22 protein-coding genes are annotated in these 19516 nt (G+C 37.4%); all 22 read left to right on the forward strand.

Features of this window, described 5'->3' with window-relative positions; translation table 11 throughout:
* The first annotated feature begins 17 nt into the window (after nt 1-17).
* The 22 genes from LBYS11_RS05025 (at nt 18) to LBYS11_RS05130 (ending at nt 19413) form a co-directional block, all read left to right on the forward strand.
* Nucleotides 18-239: a flagellar FlbD family protein gene (locus LBYS11_RS05025; protein WP_048391601.1), complete on the forward strand. Its 222-nt coding sequence runs from the start codon at nt 18-20 to the stop codon at nt 237-239.
* A complete protein-coding gene (gene fliL / locus LBYS11_RS05030) occupies nt 229-657 on the forward strand; it encodes a flagellar basal body-associated protein FliL (RefSeq protein ID WP_004269291.1) in 429 nt (142 codons plus the stop codon). The genes LBYS11_RS05025 and fliL overlap by 11 nt, the downstream gene beginning before the upstream one ends.
* A 31-nt stretch (nt 658-688) precedes the next feature.
* Nucleotides 689-1684: a flagellar motor switch protein FliM gene (gene fliM, locus LBYS11_RS05035; RefSeq protein ID WP_004269290.1), complete on the forward strand. Its 996-nt coding sequence runs from the start codon at nt 689-691 to the stop codon at nt 1682-1684.
* Nucleotides 1677-2900 (forward strand): flagellar motor switch phosphatase FliY, encoded by a 1224-nt coding sequence (gene fliY / locus LBYS11_RS05040; protein WP_048391599.1) that lies wholly within the window; start codon nt 1677-1679, stop codon nt 2898-2900. The genes fliM and fliY overlap by 8 nt, the downstream gene beginning before the upstream one ends.
* 21 nt (nt 2901-2921) lie before the next feature.
* Nucleotides 2922-3284 carry a response regulator gene (locus tag LBYS11_RS05045; RefSeq protein ID WP_004269288.1) on the forward strand — a complete coding sequence of 121 codons (363 nt, stop codon included), beginning with the start codon at nt 2922-2924 and terminating at the stop codon, nt 3282-3284.
* A 10-nt stretch (nt 3285-3294) separates the two neighbouring features.
* Nucleotides 3295-3972 carry a flagellar biosynthetic protein FliO gene (locus LBYS11_RS05050; protein WP_233732437.1) on the forward strand — a complete coding sequence of 226 codons (678 nt, stop codon included), beginning with the start codon at nt 3295-3297 and terminating at the stop codon, nt 3970-3972.
* A complete protein-coding gene (gene fliP / locus LBYS11_RS05055) occupies nt 3969-4634 on the forward strand; it encodes a flagellar type III secretion system pore protein FliP (RefSeq protein ID WP_048391597.1) in 666 nt (221 codons plus the stop codon). Before LBYS11_RS05050 ends, fliP begins: the two co-directional genes overlap by 4 nt.
* Nucleotides 4635-4647: 13 nt before the next feature.
* On the forward strand, nt 4648-4917 hold the full coding sequence (gene fliQ / locus LBYS11_RS05060) for a flagellar biosynthesis protein FliQ (RefSeq protein WP_004269285.1): 270 nt from the start codon (nt 4648-4650) through the stop codon (nt 4915-4917).
* A 4-nt stretch (nt 4918-4921) separates the two neighbouring features.
* The gene (fliR, locus tag LBYS11_RS05065; RefSeq protein WP_048391595.1) at nt 4922-5695 is read left to right on the forward strand and encodes a flagellar biosynthetic protein FliR; all 774 of its coding nucleotides are present in this window, start codon (nt 4922-4924) and stop codon (nt 5693-5695) included.
* A 1-nt stretch (nt 5696) separates the two neighbouring features.
* Complete coding sequence (gene flhB, locus LBYS11_RS05070; RefSeq protein ID WP_048391594.1) at nt 5697-6785, forward strand: flagellar biosynthesis protein FlhB; 1089 nt, start codon at nt 5697-5699, stop codon at nt 6783-6785.
* A gap of 23 nt (nt 6786-6808) precedes the next feature.
* Nucleotides 6809-8842 (forward strand): flagellar biosynthesis protein FlhA, encoded by a 2034-nt coding sequence (gene flhA, locus LBYS11_RS05075; protein ID WP_036080453.1) that lies wholly within the window; start codon nt 6809-6811, stop codon nt 8840-8842.
* Nucleotides 8839-10035 (forward strand): flagellar biosynthesis GTPase FlhF, encoded by a 1197-nt coding sequence (flhF, locus tag LBYS11_RS05080; RefSeq protein WP_103117585.1) that lies wholly within the window; start codon nt 8839-8841, stop codon nt 10033-10035. The genes flhA and flhF overlap by 4 nt, the downstream gene beginning before the upstream one ends.
* Complete coding sequence (locus tag LBYS11_RS05085) at nt 10032-10907, forward strand: MinD/ParA family protein (RefSeq protein WP_066037807.1); 876 nt, start codon at nt 10032-10034, stop codon at nt 10905-10907. Before flhF ends, LBYS11_RS05085 begins: the two co-directional genes overlap by 4 nt.
* Complete coding sequence (locus tag LBYS11_RS05090; RefSeq protein ID WP_103117586.1) at nt 10908-12062, forward strand: protein-glutamate methylesterase/protein-glutamine glutaminase; 1155 nt, start codon at nt 10908-10910, stop codon at nt 12060-12062.
* Nucleotides 12063-12077: 15 nt separating this feature from the next.
* Nucleotides 12078-14150: a chemotaxis protein CheA gene (locus tag LBYS11_RS05095; RefSeq protein ID WP_103117587.1), complete on the forward strand. Its 2073-nt coding sequence runs from the start codon at nt 12078-12080 to the stop codon at nt 14148-14150.
* Nucleotides 14151-14177: 27 nt separating this feature from the next.
* Nucleotides 14178-14624: a chemotaxis protein CheW gene (locus LBYS11_RS05100; RefSeq protein WP_004269272.1), complete on the forward strand. Its 447-nt coding sequence runs from the start codon at nt 14178-14180 to the stop codon at nt 14622-14624.
* Nucleotides 14625-14633: 9 nt separating this feature from the next.
* Nucleotides 14634-15266, forward strand: a complete 633-nt coding sequence (locus tag LBYS11_RS05105; protein ID WP_004269270.1) for a chemotaxis protein CheC — start codon at nt 14634-14636, stop codon at nt 15264-15266.
* Nucleotide 15267: 1 nt separating this feature from the next.
* A complete protein-coding gene (locus LBYS11_RS05110) occupies nt 15268-15771 on the forward strand; it encodes a chemotaxis protein CheD (protein WP_004269269.1) in 504 nt (167 codons plus the stop codon).
* Nucleotides 15771-16142, forward strand: a complete 372-nt coding sequence (locus LBYS11_RS05115) for a hypothetical protein (protein WP_054550522.1) — start codon at nt 15771-15773, stop codon at nt 16140-16142. Before LBYS11_RS05110 ends, LBYS11_RS05115 begins: the two co-directional genes overlap by 1 nt.
* 371 nt (nt 16143-16513) lie before the next feature.
* Nucleotides 16514-16915: a nucleoside deaminase gene (locus LBYS11_RS05120; RefSeq protein ID WP_054550523.1), complete on the forward strand. Its 402-nt coding sequence runs from the start codon at nt 16514-16516 to the stop codon at nt 16913-16915.
* Between the two features lie 22 nt (nt 16916-16937).
* Nucleotides 16938-18161 (forward strand): amidohydrolase, encoded by a 1224-nt coding sequence (locus tag LBYS11_RS05125; RefSeq protein ID WP_103117588.1) that lies wholly within the window; start codon nt 16938-16940, stop codon nt 18159-18161.
* A 28-nt stretch (nt 18162-18189) separates the two neighbouring features.
* The gene (locus LBYS11_RS05130) at nt 18190-19413 is read left to right on the forward strand and encodes an amidohydrolase (RefSeq protein WP_103117589.1); all 1224 of its coding nucleotides are present in this window, start codon (nt 18190-18192) and stop codon (nt 19411-19413) included.
* Nucleotides 19414-19516: the final 103 nt, after the last annotated feature.

A 19516-nucleotide genomic window follows, 5' to 3' on the forward strand; every position in this document is an offset into this window, starting at 1 on the left:
AGACCCGGCCCTAATTCATGATTGAACTAACACGTCTAAATGGCAAAGCATTTACATTAAATGCTTTATACATAGAAACAGTCGAATCATTTCCAGATACGACTATTACATTAACAACTGGAACAAAATTAATTGTTTTAGAGAGTGAAGATGAGGTGCGACAAAAGGTAACTGCCTTTTATAACAATATACAAATACTATCCAACCCGCATCTACGAGGTGAAGAAGATGAAGAATAATAAAATGCTAACAATGATTATTATTTTACTAGTAGCAGTCATTCTGATTGGGGTTATTTTGTTTGTATTGCTTACGCAATTTAATAAACCCACAGGAGCTGTTGAGCCGTCCATTGATGAGATTGTAGAGGCAACAGTGGAGATACCAGAGATCACGACAAATCTTGCAGATAAAAGAGTTGTTCGCTTGTCATTGAAAATTCAAACGACAAGCAAAGATGCTGCTGCAGAATTAACAAAGCGCGTTTTCCAAGTGCAAAATATCGCCATTCAAGAGCTTTCTGAAATGGAGCAAAAGGACTTAGAAGGTAAGCAAGGGAAACAAATATTCCAAAAATCATTAAAAACAAGATTAAATGAGTTGATGCAAGAGGGAGAAGTCCAGGAAGTATATTTTACCTCCTTCATTACTCAATAAAACAGAAACTGCTTGAATTGGAGGTGGGCAAATGGCAGGAGATGTGTTATCTCAATCCGAGATAGATGCGCTGCTTTCCGCTATATCGACAGGGGAAATGTCAGCGGATGACATAAAAAAAGAGGACGAGGGACGTAAGGTTAAAGTTTATGATTTTAAACGAGCACTTCGATTCTCAAAAGATCAAATCCGAAGTTTGACCCGAATACATGAAAATTTCGCACGACTATTGACAACCTTTTTCTCTGCACAGCTTAGAAGCTATGTACAAATTACGGTTGCATCAGTAGACCAAATACCATTTGAAGAGTTTGTTCGTTCCATTCCAAATATGACACTCATTAATGTATTTGAAGTGCCACCATTAGATGGTAATATATTGATGGAAATTAATCCGAATATTGCCTATTCGATGTTAGATCGCCTAATGGGCGGTAGTGGGGCAAGTCATAGTAATGTAGATAACCTAACGGAAATAGAAACAAAAATTATGACAAACCTTTTTGAACGCTCATTCGACAATTTACGCGAAGCATGGGAAAATGTTGCGGAAATTGATCCTATATTAGTGGAACTTGAAGTAAATCCACAATTTTTACAAATGATTTCACCTAATGAAACGGTTGTCGTAATTTCATTAAATACGATAATTGGTGAGACAAGCGGGATGATTAATATTTGTATTCCGCATGTTGTATTGGAGCCAATTGTTCCAAATCTTTCGGTTCGCTATTGGATGCAAACCAATACGAAAGAGATGTCACCAGAGCAAACAAAAATGCTTGAAACACGTGTGAAACAAGCCCAATTACCACTCTCAGTTGAATTAGGATTAACGGACATCACTATTGAAGATTTCCTAACAATGCAAGTTGGGGATGTCATACAGTTAGATCAAAAAATTGAAGCGCCATTACTACTAAAAGTAGGTACATTGCCGAAGTTCACTGTTCAACCAGGTAAAAAGGGCAAAAAATTAGCAATCCAGATTATCGACCCTTTGAAAGGAGGAGACGAAGATGAGTGATGAAATGCTCTCCCAAGAAGAAATTGAAGCGCTATTAAGGGGCGAGACGTTGGGAGATAAAAACAACGACACTGATGCTTCAACAAATGAAGAAATAAATGAGATACGAGTGGAGGATTACCTTGATTCGTTTGCACAAGATGCATTAGGAGAGGTAGGCAATATATCCTTTGGTAGCTCTGCCACAGCTCTTTCAGCGTTATTGGGTCAAAAAGTAGATATTACAACTCCAAGTATTTCGATGATTAATCGTAATAAATTAGAAGAGGAATTTCCTCATCCATATGTAGCTGTACAAGTTGAATATACAATTGGTTTGACAGGTATGAATTTACTTGTTATTAAACAATCTGATGCAGCAATTATCGCAGATTTAATGTTAGGTGGCGATGGATTAAATCCGAAGCCAGACTTAGGTGAAATTCAGCTAAGTGCTGTTCAAGAGGCTATGAATCAAATGATGGGCTCAGCTGCTACATCTATGTCGACGGTCTTCAACAAAAAAGTAGATATTTCTCCACCGACAATTGATTTAATGAACATCTCGCAAGATGAAGGTCGAGAAAATATCCCAGAAGACGATTTGCTGGTGAAAGTTTCATTTAGATTAAGAATTGGTAATTTAATTGATTCGAATTTAATGCAATTATTACCGCTTAAATTTAGTCAAAATATTGTAAAATCTTTATTAGGTGAAACAGGAGTGTTTGAGGAACCTGTGGCAGCAACTATTGCACCTGAGGCTCCACCAGTTACACCACCGCCTGTTCAACAGCAAATACCTGTAGCACCACCATCTGAACAACCAGTTTATCAACAGCAGTCAGCACCGATGCAGCAACCGATTTATCAGGAGCCACAGCAATTTGCACAACCAGCAAGACCTGCACAACCTGTAAATGTGCAACAAGCGCAGTTTGCTAGCTTCGATACAAATGTAATCTCTCAATCTGAAGCTAGAAATTTAAATATGCTACTTGATATTCCATTGCAAGTTACTGTAGAGTTAGGACGTACGAAACGTTCTGTTAAAGAGATTTTAGAACTATCAAGTGGTTCAATTATTGAACTGGATAAATTAGCGGGAGAACCGGTTGATATTTTAGTCAATAGTCGTTTAATTGCTAAAGGGGAAGTCGTTGTTATTGACGAAAACTTTGGTGTCCGTATTACAGATGTTTTAAGTCAAGCAGAGCGTTTAAATAATTTAAGATAGTTTCAATTGGAGGAGTTAACCATGTCTAAAAGAATTTTGATTGTAGACGACGCTGCATTTATGCGCATGATGATCAAGGATATTTTATCAAAAAATGGATTTGAAGTTGTTGGAGAGGCAGCAGATGGTTTACAAGCTGTCGAAAAGTACAATGAACTAAAACCAGATTTAGTAACAATGGATATCACAATGCCAGAGATGGACGGTATTGCAGCTCTTAAAGCAATTAAGGGAACAGATCCAAGTGCAACTGTAATCATGTGTTCAGCAATGGGGCAACAAGCAATGGTAATCGATGCGATTCAAGCTGGTGCGAAAGACTTTATCGTAAAACCTTTCCAAGCAGATCGTGTAATTGAAGCGATTCAAAAAGCGCTAGGATGATTGCATGAAAATGTTAAAATCATTTCGTTTAACGATGATTTTCGCATTTCTTGTATCCTTCCTGTTTTTGTACCCGACACCGACTTCTGTCTATGCAGACGCTGATACAAATAGTGTCACGGATTGCATTAAAGACCCAGAAGCTTGTAATGGAGATACGACTGATCCAGCTGCTAAACAAGAAACAACTGTAACAGCAGCTGGAGATATATCTGCATGGGAATACATAAAAATGGTTTTGGCGCTTATTTTTGTTGTAGCTTTATTTTATGGATTGATGAAGTTTTTAAATAAACGAAATTTAAACTTCCAACGTAATCAAATGGTACAAAATTTAGGCGGTTTATCGTTAGGTGCACAAAAGTCAGTTCAGCTTTTACAGGTAGGTAAAACATTGTATTTAGTTGGGGTCGGAGAAGACGTTCAACTTTTACGAGAAATTACAGATCCTGAAGAAGTTGAAGCTCTTTTAGCCCTATATAACGAAAGACAAGAATTTGCAGCAACATCACCGTATATTGCAGAAGTATTTTCTAAGTTTAAGAGAAAAGATAGCGCGAAGGTGCGAAATGAGCAGCAAAAGCAGGATTCATTTGGCAATCTATTCGAAAAAAAGCTATCAGAAATAAAACAGGAGCGTAGTGATGAGATAGAGAGATGGAAGCAGAAGGAGAAGGATGGTAAATGAATGATTTAATCAATATTTTTTCCAACAGCGATCCAACGAATGTCTCTACATCTGTAAAGCTCTTACTATTACTAACAGTTTTATCACTTGCACCAAGTATTTTAATTTTAATGACATCCTTTGCTCGTATAGTCATAGTTTTATCCTTTGTGCGTACAGCATTGGCAACACAGCAAATGCCACCAAATCAAGTGATCATTGGGCTGGCACTATTTTTAACATTTTTTATCATGGCACCAACCTTTCAAGAGGTCAATAAAGAGGCATTACAACCATTGTTTGCTGAAGAAATTGGTATAGAAGAAGCCTATGACCGTGCTAGTGTGCCATTTAAAGAGTTTATGAGTAAGCATACTAGGCAAAAAGATCTTGATTTATTTTTAACATATAATCAAGCAGAAAAACCAGCATCCGTGGAGGAAATCCCACTGACTATGCTTGTACCTGCCTTTGCTTTAAGCGAAATTAAAACAGCATTTCAAATTGGTTTTATGATTTTTATTCCATTCCTAGTGATCGATATGATTGTTGCAAGTACATTAATGTCGATGGGGATGATGATGTTACCGCCAGTAATGATTTCATTGCCATTTAAAATATTATTATTTGTACTGGTTGATGGCTGGTATCTCGTTATGAAATCGTTACTACAAAGTTTTTAGGGGATGATACAGTATGACAGGTGAGTTGGTTATTTCCATTGCAGAGCGTGCTATAATGATTATCCTTCTAACAAGCGGTCCGCTACTATTAGTTGCTTTAATCTCGGGTTTAGCGGTAAGTATCTTTCAAGCCACAACTTCGATACAAGAGCAAACGTTAGCATTTGTACCAAAAATTATTGCTGTCTTAGTGGCCATCGTATTCTTTGGCCCTTGGATGCTATCTCAAGTTACAAGCTATGCGAGAGACATATTCGAGAATTTAACGCGTTATATAGGGTGAGTACATGAATGAATTAATTCCGCATTTAACGGTTTTCTTATTAGTACTTGTACGTGTCTCAGCCTTTTTTGCTACGGTTCCTTTTTTTTCCTATAGAACCATTCCACCTCAAGTCAAAATTACTCTCGCACTGGTTTTAGCTTGGATGATGTACTATACAATTGATGTTGAGCCATTTGCATTCAATGATGATTACATATTATTAGTGGTGAAAGAAGCACTAGTTGGACTATTACTCGGTCTAATGGGCTATATCATCATGTCCGCAATTCAAATTGCAGGAAGCTTTATCGATTTTCAAATGGGTTTTGCCATTGCTAATATAATTGACCCGCAAACAGGTGCTCAAAGTCCATTAATCGGTCAGTTTTTTAATATGCTAGCACTGCTTTTATTGTTAGCGATTGATGGCCATCATATGATTCTTAATGGAATCTACTACAGCTATCAATTTTTCCCGATGGATCAATTCCCTAGTTTTATGAACGAAAACTTTCCTCAATTTATTATCACCACTTTCACAGCAGTTTTTGCCATAGCATTCCAGATGGCTGCTCCTGTTGTAGCGACCTTATTCTTGGTCGATTTAGCTTTAGGGATCACTGCAAAAACAGTACCGCAATTAAACATATTTGTTGTCGGTTTTCCTATTAAAATTGGTGTTAGTTTTTTAGTGTTATTTACAATGATGGCCGTTATGATTCAAGTTATTCAAAAGCTTATTACGATTATGATTTATGGGATGCGTGATTTAATGGCCATTTTAGGTGGTGGATAATATGAGACTACTACTGAATTTAGAGCTACAATTTTTTGCGGGTGAAAAAACAGAAAAGGCAACCCCTAAGAAACGACAGGATGCTCGGAAAAAAGGACAAGTTGTCAAGAGTCAAGATATTTCTAGTGCCATTGTAATGTTAATGGTATTTATCTTTTTGTTTTTCTTTGCAGGCTCTTTGCGTGACGAGCTATTAGCTTTTTTCAGGCAAACCTTTATTCATAACATACGCATCGAATCACTGACTATTGATAGTGTGATGCACCTATTTACAGAAACTTTGATTCAAATGGCTTTTATCATTGTGCCAATTATGGCAATTGCATTTGTCGGAGCACTTGCAGGTAACTTTTTGCAATTTGGTTTTCTTTTTACGTTAGAGCCAATGAAGTTTGATTTGAAAAAGATGGACCCTATTAAAGGGTTAAAAAAGATATTTTCTGTCAAAGCCATTGTGGAGTTAATAAAGTCTGTTTTAAAGATTGGTTTTATCGGAAGTGTTACAACAATTATTATTTGGTCAAACTTACCAGAAGTTTTGGCGTTATCGTTTAAAAGTCCATGGATGACTCTCATTACGGTAGGAAAGCTTGTTGGTATTATGGGTATAGCAGCTTCTTTAGTATTACTTTGTGTATCCGTTTTAGACTGGATGTATCAAAAACATGAGTATGAAAAAAATCTTAAAATGTCTAAGCAAGATATTAAAGATGAATATAAAAATAGTGAGGGTGACCCCCTAATCAAATCAAAAATCAAACAACGCCAACGTGAGATGGCGATGAGACGTATGATGTCAGAGGTTCCGAGTGCGGATGTAGTTATTACCAACCCTACTCACTATGCAATTGCCCTCAAATATAATGAGGACAGTATGGATGCTCCTCGTGTTATTGCGAAGGGGACAGACTTTATTGCTCAAAAAATTAAACTGATCGCCAAAGAACATGATGTAATAATGGTTGAAAATCGACCTTTAGCACGAGCTATGTATGACCAGGTAGAAATAGGCGATCAGGTACCAGAAGAATTTTTCAAAGCAGTAGCAGAGATACTCGCTTATGTTTACCGTATTAAGCGAAAAATTTAAGGCTTTTTGTAGGAGGGACACAAATGAAAGTTCGCGATATTGGGGTTTTAGGTGCGGTTATTTTAATCGTTGCGATGCTCATCATCCCTCTTCCTCCGTGGATGTTAAGTTTTTTAATTGTCATTAATATTACATTAGGATTAATTGTACTGCTCACAGCAATGAGTATGAAAGAAGCATTGGATTTTTCCATTTTTCCTTCGGTAATTTTACTATTAACTTTGTTCCGATTAGGACTAAGTGTTTCCACTACTCGTGCCATCTTAGCAAATGGAGATGCAGGTTCGGTCGTTGAAACTTTTGGTGATTTCGTAGTTGGAGGAAATATACTTGTTGGTTTAGTCGTCTTCTTAATTTTAGTGTTAATTCAGTTTATTGTAATTACAAAAGGTGCAGAACGAGTAGCAGAAGTAGCGGCACGTTTCACACTTGATGCGATGCCAGGTAAACAAATGAGTATTGATGCTGACTTAAATGCGGGGATTATTTCCGAAAAAGAAGCGCGCGAGCGACGTGAAAAAGTTGCAGGGGAAGCGGACTTTTACGGTGCAATGGATGGTGCCACGAAATTTGTAAAAGGGGATGCCATCGCTTCAATGGTAATGGTTATTATCAATCTATTATTTGGTATCATCATTGGCGTTGTACAAATGGGGCTTCCATTTGCAGAAGCAGCAACACATTTTTCGAAACTAACAGTTGGGGACGGTATTGTATCCCAAATTCCTGCCTTGCTTATTTCGACTGCTACAGGGATTGTCGTAACACGAGCCTCTTCTAAAGGTAGTCTTGGTCAAGACATTACAGGCCAATTGTTTGCTCAAGCTAAGCTGCTTTATGTAGCAGGAGGTACCATTGTATTACTAGGGCTATTTACGCCAATACCAAACTGGGTAACGCTGCCAATAGGTCTTTCATTAATTGCGGGAGCTTATATGATGGAACGTAAGAAGCCAGAGGATGAAGAAGAATTACAGGAGATTGAAGAAGAAGTGGCTACTGACGGCATGAAGAGCCCTGAGAATGTTGTGAATTTATTAAATGTGGACCCAATTGAATTCGAATTTGGTTATGGATTAATTCCCTTAGTAGATGCCGCTCAAGGTGGGGATTTATTAGACCGTGTTATCATGATTCGTCGACAGCTTGCTTTGGAGTTAGGTATCGTGATCCCAGTAGTCCGTATTCGAGACAATATTCAGCTTCAACCAAATGAATATCGAATTAAAATAAAGGGGAACGAAATGGCACGAGGCGAACTTTTACTAGATCATTATTTAGCGATGAGCCCTGGAGACGATGATTCTATTGAGGGTATTGATACTGTCGAGCCATCATTTGGATTACCAGCTAAATGGATTACAGAGCAAGTAAAAGAGGATGCGGAAATGTATGGTTATACAGTTGTGGACCCACCAAGTGTGGTGTCAACACATTTAACTGAAATAATTCGAGCAAATGCTCATGAGTTATTAGGCCGTCAAGAGACAAAGCAGTTAATCGATCACTTACGCGAATCCCATCCAATTTTAGTAGAAGAATTAACACCTGCACCTTTATCTACTGGAGAAATCCAAAAGGTACTGGGTAAGCTTCTGCGAGAGAATGTATCAGTGCGTAACTTACCTATTATTTTTGAGACACTTGCAGACTATGCAAAATTAACGAGTGATACAGATATCTTAGCTGAATATGTGCGTCAAGCATTAGCTCGTCAAATTACAGCGCAATATGTTGGGGATAGTTCAGTATTAAAGGTGATTACGGTTTCAGGTAAAGTAGAAAAAATGATTGCTGATAGTATCCAACAAACGGATCACGGTAATTATTTAGCTATGGACCCACAAGATTCTCAAACAGTATTAGAAACTATTGCAGCGGAAGTAGAGCGTGTTTCGTTTATGGAGCAATCAGCTATTATATTATGCTCGCCAGCCGTTCGGATGTATTTACGACAACTAACGGAGCGTTATTTCCCACAAATTCCAGTTCTATCCTATAATGAATTGGATGCTTCGGTTGAAATTCAAAGTGTTGGGGTGGTGAATGTTCAATGAAAATGAAAAAGTATTATGCATCATCCATACCAGAGGCGATGAAGCAAGTGCGAGCAGAATTAGGTGAGGACGCAGTCATTTTAAATTCAAAAGTCGTCATCACAAAGAAATTTTTTGGCATGATAAAAAAGAAAAGTTTTGAAGTGGTTGCGGGTATTGATGCAATGGAGCCCCAGCAAGTGGCTTCAATTCCAACACCAGCTGTACTGCCTGTAGTAAAAAAAGAAAATGCAAGGTTACAAGAGATTACAAATGCTATTCAAGCAAAAATGCATCAGGAACCACCCCTTGATGTAGCAGCAGTACATGAGGACGCTAGCATGTCAGAAGAATTGAGAAAAGAAATTGCTGATTTAAAATCATTAATGCAATCGATGCATAAAAAGACTACCCAAGCTCAATATCCCGATGAACTCTTACCCTTCATTGAATACTTAAGACAGCAAGAGCTAAGTGAAGAGCTCATCACAACGATAGGTGATGAGCTTTTTATGCATTTTAGAGAAGCATCCGAAATAAATTTTTCACAATGTAAATTGATAGCAAAAAATTTATTACGTAAGAAGCTAGAAGTACTTCCAGTCGGAGGATTATCCTACGAAAGAAAATATATAAACATTTTAGGGCCAACAGGGGTTGGTAAGACTACAACTATTGCTAAAATGGCTGCTAGAGCTGTGTTAGAAAAAAAGAAAAAGATTGGCTTTATTACGACAGATACTTATCGGATTGCGGCAATAGAGCAGCTTAAAACATATGCTGGTCTTTTACAAGCTCCTGTAGAAATTGCTTACAATGCAACAGATTTTGAACAAGCAATCCAGAGATTATCACATTTAGATTTGGTTTTTATTGATACAGCTGGTCGAAATTATAAAGAAGTCAAGTATGTTGATGATCTCCAACGCCTCATAAAATTCGATGATCATGCAGAATCTTATTTAGTGCTTGCAATGACAACGAAAGAAAGGGATATGGAGAATATTGTAGATCAATTTAAACAATTACCAATTCAAAAATTTATTTTTACAAAAATTGATGAAACAAATTCTATTGGCACAATGATCAATTTAATGATTAAATATAATAAAGGACTTGCTTACTATACGAATGGTCAAGAAGTACCAGAAGATATTGAAGAAGCTGATTTAGAAGCAGTACTTAATTTGTTTTTTCAAGGTGAAGAAAAATGAGAGACCAAGCTGAAGCATTACGCTTAAAAATGATGAAACAGCAAGGCGAACTAGGTAGAGCGATTGCAGTTGTAAGTGGCAAAGGTGGAGTAGGTAAAAGTAACTTCACAATGAACTTTGCCATGACTTTAGCCCAAAAGGGAAAAAGAGTTGTCATTGTAGACATGGATATTGGGATGGGGAATATCCATATCTTAATTGGGAAAAATGCTTCTTATAGTTTAAAAGATTACTTAGAAGGAAATAAGCTACTAGATGAGGTAATATTTGAAGGGCCTTACGATTTAAGGTATATTTCAGGTGGGTCAGGTATGACGAGTGTGCTTGATTGGTCTCATAGTATGTTTGAACGACTTATTCAAGCATTTGAAGAACTTCAAAAAAACTATGATTATATTTTATTTGATATGGGCGCTGGTGCTACTAATTGGTCGTTAGATTTACTCACATCTATTGATGAAATTATCGTCATTTCAACAGCGGAACCTACTTCTATTACAGATGCGTACTCCATGATGAAATATATTCATGTTCGAGATCCAGATAAGCAGTTTTATATTCTCTGTAACCGCGCTTTCAGTAAAGAAGAAGGAATAGAAACGAATGAACGTTTACAGTTAACAATGAAACGTTTTTTAGACAAAGAAACGATCATTCTTGGTTCATTACCTGAAGACCCTGTTGTGCGTAAGGCAGTGCGCGAGCAAGTGCCATTCTCACTTGCTTATCCAGACGCATTAATATCAAAGACATTGCAACTTATAGTCGTTCGTTTTATGGAGCAACGTGCGGGGGAAATACATGCACATGATCAAACAACGAAAAAATTTTTAACGAAACTTAGAAGTATTTTCTCGAAAGGGCGTGATTAATTGGACTTTTTGCATAAAAGCAAGCTTTTAGTTGTGGATGATTCTGCTTTTATGAGAAAGCTAATTAGTGACTTTTTTGTTGGCAACTCGAAGGTGGAAGTAGTTGGAACAGCTCGAAATGGAAAAGATGCGATCAAAAAGATACAATCGTTGAAGCCAAACGTTGTGACAATGGATATTGAGATGCCTGAAATGAATGGGCTCGATGCTTTAAAAGAAATTATGATACAATGTCCAGTTCCTGTAGTAATGCTCTCAAGTACCACTCAACGTGGGACAGAAAATGCAATTGCTGCAATTGAGGGCGGGGCAGTAGATTTTGTTGCCAAGCCGAGCGGGACCATCTCCCTTGATTTACATAAAATTCAAAATGAACTTGTGCACAAAGTGGAACAAGCTGCAACGGTGCCAATTTCCAAATTGAAAAAACCTTCTGGTAGTAAACGACAACAAGAACAAGTGACAAGGGTGAGTACCGTAATAAAGGAACCACAACAGCATGGACGAACAAATACGTCTATTAATGTTGTTTCTACTAAGGTAGCCGTAACTAAACCAATGGTAGAATGGAGTAAAATAGGAAAGAAGATTGTGTTAATTGGCACATCAACAGGAGGACCTCGCGCACTTCAGGAGGTTGTTACTAAAATTCCTAAGTCTATTCAAGCTCCCATATTAATTGTACAGCATATGCCTGCTGGATTTACTAAATCGCTTGCTAACCGACTTGATCAGCTAAGTGAAATTTCTGTTAAAGAAGCTGAACAGGGCGATATTTTGCAAAATGGAGTAGCTTATATTGCACCAGGTGGATATCATTTAAAACTTAGAAAAGTAGGGACAACTTTTGGCATTGTTCTTGATAATCAAGAAGCACCAAGATCTGGCCATCGACCTTCTGTAGATGTAATGTTCGAAGATGTTAGTCAATATAAAGATTTTGATAAAGTAGCAGTGATTATGACAGGTATGGGTCATGATGGCTCTAATGGTCTAAAAGCATTAAAAAATACTGGCAATGTCATTGCTATTGCAGAATCAGCTGAAACTTGCATTGTATATGGTATGCCAAAAGCAGCAGTAGAAACGCAACTTGTTGATGAAGTTGCAGATGTAGATGATATTGCACAAACAATAATGAAATATTTGCCTTAAAAGGGGTGTCCTCTTATGGAAGTCAATCAATATTTAGAGATGTTTATTGAAGAAAGTAAAGAGCATTTACAAGCGTGTAGTGAACATTTATTAGAATTAGAAAAAAATCCAGACGATTTGGCAATTGTTGGGGAAATATTCCGCTCTGCACACACATTAAAAGGTATGTCTGCCACAATGGGCTTCGAAGATTTAGCAGATTTAACCCATAAAATGGAGAATGTTTTAGATGCCATCCGTAACGAGAAGATTCATGTTACACCTGAAATTTTAGATGTCGTATTTGAATCTGTTGATCATTTAGAAGAAATGGTAATGGATATTGCTAACGGTGGAGATGGTAAGCGTGATGTTTCCTCAACTGTCGCACAACTAAAGCGTATAGAACTAGGTGAGGAAGTAATACCAGAGGTGGTAGCAACGGTTGCTGCACCGGTTGTTGAAAGTGTATTAGAATATGATTCGTTTGAACAAACAGTCATTACACAATCGGCTGAACAAGGCTTTAATGCTTTTGAAATTTCAGTAACATTACGTGAGGATTGCCTTCTTAAGGCAGCACGTGTATTTATGGTGTTTGAGATTTTAGAAAAAGATGGGGATGTCATTAAATCAAGTCCATCTGTTGAAAAGCTAGAAGATGAGCAGTTTGATCAACAATTTTATGTTGCTTTTGTCACAAAAACAACAGCTGAGGATATGCAGAAAAAGCTAATGAAAGTTTCTGAAGTTGATGGGGTTATTGTGACTACAATTGACCAAAGGAAATTTAGTGAAAAAGTATTTGAAGCGCACCAAGAAGTAGCAGCAACTGCAACAGCAGTGGCTGAGGTAGCCGCAATACCAACAAATACGCCTGCTGCTAAAGCCGAGCCTGTTGCAAAACCTGCTAAAGAAGCTACACCTTCCAAGGCTGACAAAAATCATGCACCTGTAGGTAATAAAACAATTCGTGTAAATATTGAACGTCTAGATATTTTAATGAACTTGTTTGAAGAGCTTGTCATTGATCGTGGTCGATTGCAATCTATCTCTACTGAAGTAAATCATGGCGAACTAAATGAAACAGTAGAGCGTATGAGTCGTGTGATGGGTGATTTGCAAACTATTATTTTAACAATGCGAATGGTACCTGTAGAAACAGTTTTCAATCGTTTCCCGAAAATGATTCGTCAACTATCACGTGATTTAAATAAGAAAATCAACCTTGAAATTATTGGTGCTGAAACCGAACTAGATCGTACAGTAATTGATGAAATTGGAGATCCGCTTGTTCACTTGATTCGTAATTCTGTGGATCATGGCATTGAGAATCCAACTGCTCGTCGTGCAAAAGGCAAGCCTGAAGAAGGAACGGTCGTATTGCGTGCCTATCATAGCGGAAATTATGTCTTTATTGAAATTGAAGACGATGGCGCGGGCATAAATCGAGAAAAAGTATTAGCGAAAGCTATTTCAAAAGGTATTGTTACACAAGAACAATCCTATTCAATGTCTGATAAACAAATTAATGAGCTTATTCTAGCTTCAGGCTTCTCCACTGCAGATGTTATTTCAGATGTATCTGGTCGTGGAGTAGGTTTAGATGTTGTAAAAACAACGATTGAATCACTAGGTGGCAATATTTCAATTGAATCAACACAGGATGTTGGATCCATCTTCTCGATTCAATTACCACTGACATTATCAATTATTTCAGTTATGCTTGTGGAGATTGAAAAGGAAATTTATGCAATTCCACTATCTTCTATTATTGAAACATCTATTATCCGTTCATCAGAGATTATGAATGCGCATAATCAAAAAGTAATCGACTTCCGTGGCAAAGTTGTGCCGTTGGTATTCTTAGAGGAAATCTTTGAGGTACCTCGTCAAGAGCATCAAGATGAAGAATTCCACTCAGTAGTGATCGTCCGTAAAGGTGAAAAACTTGCTGGTTTAGTGGTGGATTCATTCATTGGCCAACAAGAAATTGTCTTGAAGTCTTTAGGAAATTACTTAACAAATATCTTTGCCATTTCAGGAGCAACAATCTTAGGCAATGGTAAAGTAGCCTTAATTGTAGATTGCAACGCACTAATTAAATAAGGTGAATGAATAAGAGAGGTGTAAAGTATGACAAATGCAGTGGAGCAAGAAAGTATTAAAGTAATAGTTTTTCAGTTAGCAGATAAAGAATATGCAATTCCAGTGTCCCATGTTCAAGGAATTGAGAAATTAATGCATATTACTCGTGTACCGAAAACAGCGAAATACGTAAAAGGTGTAATCAATCTACGAGGTGTTGTCACACCAATTGTGGATTTACGTGAACGTTTTGAATTACCTATTTCTGAACATGAAGAAACAACACGCATTATTATTATTTCATTAGAAGATATGGAAGTAGGCTTTGTAGTGGATTCCGCTAACGACGTTATCGATATTCCAGCAAGTGCTATTGAACCGCAACCAGAAGTCGTTGGCTCACTTGAAGAAGAATTTATTTCAGGCGTTGCTAAAGTAGAGAAGCGATTATTAATCTTATTACATTTAGAAAAAGTATTAAATCCACTAAAGTAGGGATCGATAATGACATTTAATCAAAAAATTACATCACTACATTTAGATGTATTAAAGGAGATTGGAAACATCGGTGCTGCGCATGCCGCGACAGCACTTTCCAATTTACTTGGGAAAAAAATTGATATGCGTGTTCCAAAGGTAGAGATGGTGTCCTTTAACGATATGATGGAGTTGGCTGGCGGATCAGAAAACGTAGTTGTTGGCATTTACCTTCGTATTGAAGGTGATGCAGAGGGAAGTATGTTCTTTATATTACCTATCGAACAAGCAAACCGCTTTATACGTCGGCTTATTTTCGATGACTCTTTTGACTTTAAAAAACGACCTGTTTCAGAGTTAGGTTTATCAGCTATGCAAGAAATGGGTAATATTTTATCGGGCTCCTATTTATCTGCCTTATCGGATTTTACTAATTTAAAAATTTATCCAACTGTGCCAGGTCTAAGTGTTGATATGTTTGGAGCTATAATAAGCATTGGTTTAATAGAATTATCTCATGTCAGTGATAATGTTATTGTGATAAATACATCCATTTTTGAAGAAGGTGTGGAAGACCATGAAACGGTGAGGGGCCATTTCTTCCTACTACCAGATCCTGACTCGTTTGATGCCATTTTTAAAGCATTAGGGGTTTCGTGATATGTTAACCAATAGTAGTGGACAAGTGATTAAAGTGGGAATTGCACAAATGGATGTAGTAAAGCTACCTAACACGATTCGAACTTCTGGTCTTGGTTCATGTGTTGGTGTTATTTTGTATGATGAGTCAAAAAAAATTGCTGGTTTAATCCATGTGATGTTACCAGATTCAAGTTTAGGAAGAGCTGAGTCAATCAATGTCGCGAAATTTGCAGATTCAGGGATTGCTGCAATGATTGATTTACTAAAGTTAGAAGGCGTTCAAAAATTTAAACTCAAGGCAAAAATTGCAGGGGGTGCGCAGATGTTCCAATTTACTTCCGACAAAGATACAATGCGTATTGGTCCCCGCAATGTAGAAGCTGTCAAAAATGAATTAAAGAGGCAGGGCATCCCTTTAGTGGCCGAGGATACTGGTGGAAATAGTGGTAGAACGATTGAATTTAATCCTGCAACGTCGATATTACATATCCGAACAGTTAACCAGGGAGTGAGTGAAATCTAATGTTTGGTTCTATATTTTACAATCTATGGGGAGCATTAATTGCCTTTTCTATTTATTTTTTTAGTACATTTCAAAAACCATTTACGCCTTTGCGAATCCTGATTGGCTCTTTTATTGTAGCAATCATCGCATTTTTTGTAATGTTTATTGTACGTTTTCTAATTGCTTACATCTTGTTTACACCAGAGGAAGATGAGGAAGCGGTTGAAGTCGATATAGAAGAAAAGGAACTTGAATCAATAGAAGGCGTAAAACAAGAAGTGCCAATAGCTAATTCCACGGTTGAATTTCAAGATGAAAATTCCGAGGAAATTGCACAAGTAGTAAGAACGATGATGAATCGAGAAGAAGATCAACAAGTAAATGCGTAAAAGTAAGAGTCGTGACTAACGACTCTTTTTTATTTTGGCTTTGGAGTTTGTAGTATACGAAAAACTTAAGTGAAATTAATTATTTTTATATTATTCATATATATAGTCCTCATGTTAGCATATTTATACAAAGGAAATAGCTTTAGATCTAAAAACTCCAAAATATAAAAATGTAGCTTGTCCGGGGAATTTATCAACTGAAAAGATATTGATTATGGCACCATTTACTGGTCTTGTAGGAGAAACACCTCAGACGGCAGTGCTTAGTTTTTCACAGGAGGATGTATTGGCAGTAACATATTTCCAATAAATGGACCATTTCAATATATAAAAAGAAAAGAGAATTTCGCTTTTTCTAGGAGGGGAACGACATGAGATCTCATGACTTTATGAAACAAGCACTTGAGTTAGCTAAAGAAAATGAAAGAACAAAACATGGTGCTCCTTTTGGTGCAATTGTAGTTAAAAATGGACAGATTATTGGCTCTGGTGTAAATGAGGTTGCAATCACCAATGATTTGACGAATCATGCAGAGATTCAAGCAATCCGTCAAGCTTGTCACGCACTGAAAACGACCAATTTAGAAGGTTGTGAAATGTATGCAAGTACAGAACCTTGTCCTATGTGTTTGAGTGCCATTTACTATTCTAAAATTTCTACAGTTTATTATTTTAATGCTAGTAATCCTAGTCAAGATTATATCTATCATGAACTTTCTTTACCCCATCAGGAGAGGGCCATTCAAATGGTTCATCTAGCTATCAATCTTTAATAAATTTCGGGAGGTTCAATCAATGATACCAACAGCGTATTGGCTAACAAATGTACGATTAGAAACAGGATATCATTACGATAATGGGGTCGTTATAGGAACAAAAACTGCTCTTTTTAATGTACAAGTAGAAAGTGGTGAAATAAACCAAATTCTTAGCGTAGATCAGCCTTTAAAAACTGATTTGCCTAAGCGAGATGCACATGGTTACTTAATGCTCCCTTCTTTTAGAGATATGCATATTCATATAGATAAAACCTATTTTGGTGGACCATGGAAGGCTCCTTCGATTCCCACAGAAGGTCTTATTACAAGATTAAAAGAAGAAGAGATTCTACTGCCAGGGTTATTGCCTGTTGCAGAGGAACGAGCAAAAAAATTACTAGATTTGCTTATACATGCAGGATCAACACTTATTCGTACGCATTGTAATATTGATCCATTTATTGGGTTGAAAAATTTAGAAGCAGTCTTAAGAGCTAAAGAGGCTTACAAAGATAAAGTTGATTTAGAGGTTGTCGCTTTCCCACAACATGGCCTCTTACGTAGTAAATCCATTTCTTTAGTAAGGGAAGCTTTGCGAAGTGGAGCGTCTCTAGTAGGCGGTGTAGACCCTGCATCGATTGATGAAAATATAGAAAAATCCTTACAAACGGTGATGGAATTAGCGGTAGAAGCTGATGCAAATGTTGATTTGCATATCCATGATCCTGGTCATCTTGGTATTTTTACCTTTAAACGATTAGCTGCATTAACGGAGGAAGCGGGTTGGCATGGCCGAGTGACAATTAGTCATGCCATGGCCTTAGCCGATGTTTCAACTAATGAAGCAAGTGAAGTGGCAGCGTTACTAGCTCATCACGGTATTGACATTACTTCGTCTGTTCCATTGGATCATACCATTCCTATTCCGTTATTAGATCAAAAAGGTGTTCAAATCTCTTTGGGTGAAGATAGTATTACAGATCACTGGTCCCCGTTTGGTATAGGTGACAGCCTAGAAAAACTAGGCACGCTAGCTGAACGCTTTGGCTTAAGTGATGAACGTTCACTTAGTCAAAGTCTAAAGTATATTGCTGGAGGCATAACACCTTTAAACAAGGATGGACAGCCCCAATGGCCGAAAATTGGAGATATGGCGAATGTCGTGTTTGTAGATGCAACTTGCTCAGCAGAAGCAGTTGCAAGAAGAGCAAGAAGAGTGGCGGTGCTCTTTACAGGGAAAATAGTTGCGGGTGAGCTTTAATTTTTGAAGAAGAAAGGATAAATCTGAAATGAATTCTACTTTTTGGTTAACAAATGTACGTCTTGAAACAGATTATCACTTTGAAAACGACACGATTACTAAAACGAACTCGGCTTGTTCTCATCTATTCATTAAAGATGGGAAAATTGCAGAAATAGTTTCTGCTGATAGCCTATTATTAGATGATGATTATCCAAAAAAAGATATGAAACAGCTATTAGCACTACCTTCATTTATAGAAAAACATTGTCATTTGGATAAAACTCTGTTGAGCGACAAATGGCGGGCAGTCACACCAGTGAATAATATTTTTGAACGTTGTGAAATTGAAAAAGAGGTACTTCCAACCTTACATACAACTACGCAACAACGCGCTGAGAAACTACTTAGTCGTTATGTCCAGTTTGGAGTTACACATGTACGTACGCATGTGGATTTATATCCTGAGGTAGGGTTGAAAAATTTAGAAGAGGTTCAAAAAGCTTTACAAAATTTTGAAGGAAAGTTGTCTTATGAAATCGTTGCCTTTCCTCAACATGGTCTATTACGAACAAAGGCAACCAATTTAATAAGGGAGGCTCTACGTTTTGGGGCAGGATTTGTAGGAGGTGTCGATCCAGCTACTGTGGATGGAGATATTGAGGCTTCCTTACAACAAATGGTGGAACTCGCTGTTGAAGGAAACGCAGGGATTGACTTGCATTTGCATGACCCAGATCAATTAGGTACTTTTACAATGAAGAGATTAGCCAAATTAACAAAGGAAGCTGGTTTACAAGGCAAAGTAGCCATTAGCCATGCCTTTGGGCTAGGAGATGTTTCACACTCTGAGGCAGAAGAAATGGCGGACATCTTACGTGATGCAGGTATTACGATTGTGACGAGTGTCCCTCTGCGTAGAAAGTTTCCACCTGTTGGTTTATTACACAGTAAAGGAGTACCCGTTGCAATTGGGTGTGACAATATCTTTGATGTTTGGTCCCCATTTGGTAACGGAGATTTATTAGAACGAGCTGGTCGTTTGGCAAAAAGCTCAGGTTGGGGAGATGAACGCTCATTAGCCCAAACCCTTCAATTTATTACAGGGGGAAAAACCCCACTCAATCAAGCAGGTGAGCAAACATGGCCAAAAGTGGGAGATAGTGCAAATATGGTTTTTGTGGAGGCTTCTTGCTCTGCTGAAGCAATTGCTCGAAGATCTCTACGTAAGGCAACTATATTCAATGGAAACTTTGTCTCTAGTTCGATTTAAAGCATAATTTATTGATAAAGAGTGGTTTTTTATATTGGGTATTATTGCTCTTTTGTTTAATTTGTTCTTTGCTCTACAGTAGTGCTAAAACTATATCAAAAGA

The sequence above is a fragment of the Lysinibacillus sp. YS11 genome, from assembly GCF_002896375.1.
Taxonomy (GTDB): domain Bacteria; phylum Bacillota; class Bacilli; order Bacillales_A; family Planococcaceae; genus Lysinibacillus; species Lysinibacillus capsici.

Coding starts and splice junctions, on each gene's coding strand:
- fliP (WP_048391597.1), top strand. CDS start 3,969: ATGAATGATTTAATCAATATTTTTTCCAACAGCGATCCAACGAATGTC.
- LBYS11_RS05130 (WP_103117589.1), top strand. CDS start 18,190: ATGAATTCTACTTTTTGGTTAACAAATGTACGTCTTGAAACAGATTAT.
- flhA (WP_036080453.1), top strand. CDS start 6,809: ATGAAAGTTCGCGATATTGGGGTTTTAGGTGCGGTTATTTTAATCGTT.
- fliM (WP_004269290.1), top strand. CDS start 689: ATGGCAGGAGATGTGTTATCTCAATCCGAGATAGATGCGCTGCTTTCC.
- fliQ (WP_004269285.1), top strand. CDS start 4,648: ATGACAGGTGAGTTGGTTATTTCCATTGCAGAGCGTGCTATAATGATT.
- LBYS11_RS05025 (WP_048391601.1), top strand. CDS start 18: ATGATTGAACTAACACGTCTAAATGGCAAAGCATTTACATTAAATGCT.
- LBYS11_RS05125 (WP_103117588.1), top strand. CDS start 16,938: ATGATACCAACAGCGTATTGGCTAACAAATGTACGATTAGAAACAGGA.
- fliY (WP_048391599.1), top strand. CDS start 1,677: ATGAGTGATGAAATGCTCTCCCAAGAAGAAATTGAAGCGCTATTAAGG.
- LBYS11_RS05100 (WP_004269272.1), top strand. CDS start 14,178: ATGACAAATGCAGTGGAGCAAGAAAGTATTAAAGTAATAGTTTTTCAG.
- flhF (WP_103117585.1), top strand. CDS start 8,839: ATGAAAATGAAAAAGTATTATGCATCATCCATACCAGAGGCGATGAAG.
- LBYS11_RS05110 (WP_004269269.1), top strand. CDS start 15,268: ATGTTAACCAATAGTAGTGGACAAGTGATTAAAGTGGGAATTGCACAA.
- fliL (WP_004269291.1), top strand. CDS start 229: ATGAAGAATAATAAAATGCTAACAATGATTATTATTTTACTAGTAGCA.
- LBYS11_RS05050 (WP_233732437.1), top strand. CDS start 3,295: ATGTTAAAATCATTTCGTTTAACGATGATTTTCGCATTTCTTGTATCC.
- LBYS11_RS05115 (WP_054550522.1), top strand. CDS start 15,771: ATGTTTGGTTCTATATTTTACAATCTATGGGGAGCATTAATTGCCTTT.
- LBYS11_RS05095 (WP_103117587.1), top strand. CDS start 12,078: ATGGAAGTCAATCAATATTTAGAGATGTTTATTGAAGAAAGTAAAGAG.
- LBYS11_RS05085 (WP_066037807.1), top strand. CDS start 10,032: ATGAGAGACCAAGCTGAAGCATTACGCTTAAAAATGATGAAACAGCAA.
- flhB (WP_048391594.1), top strand. CDS start 5,697: ATGAGACTACTACTGAATTTAGAGCTACAATTTTTTGCGGGTGAAAAA.
- LBYS11_RS05105 (WP_004269270.1), top strand. CDS start 14,634: ATGACATTTAATCAAAAAATTACATCACTACATTTAGATGTATTAAAG.
- LBYS11_RS05045 (WP_004269288.1), top strand. CDS start 2,922: ATGTCTAAAAGAATTTTGATTGTAGACGACGCTGCATTTATGCGCATG.
- fliR (WP_048391595.1), top strand. CDS start 4,922: ATGAATGAATTAATTCCGCATTTAACGGTTTTCTTATTAGTACTTGTA.
- LBYS11_RS05120 (WP_054550523.1), top strand. CDS start 16,514: ATGAGATCTCATGACTTTATGAAACAAGCACTTGAGTTAGCTAAAGAA.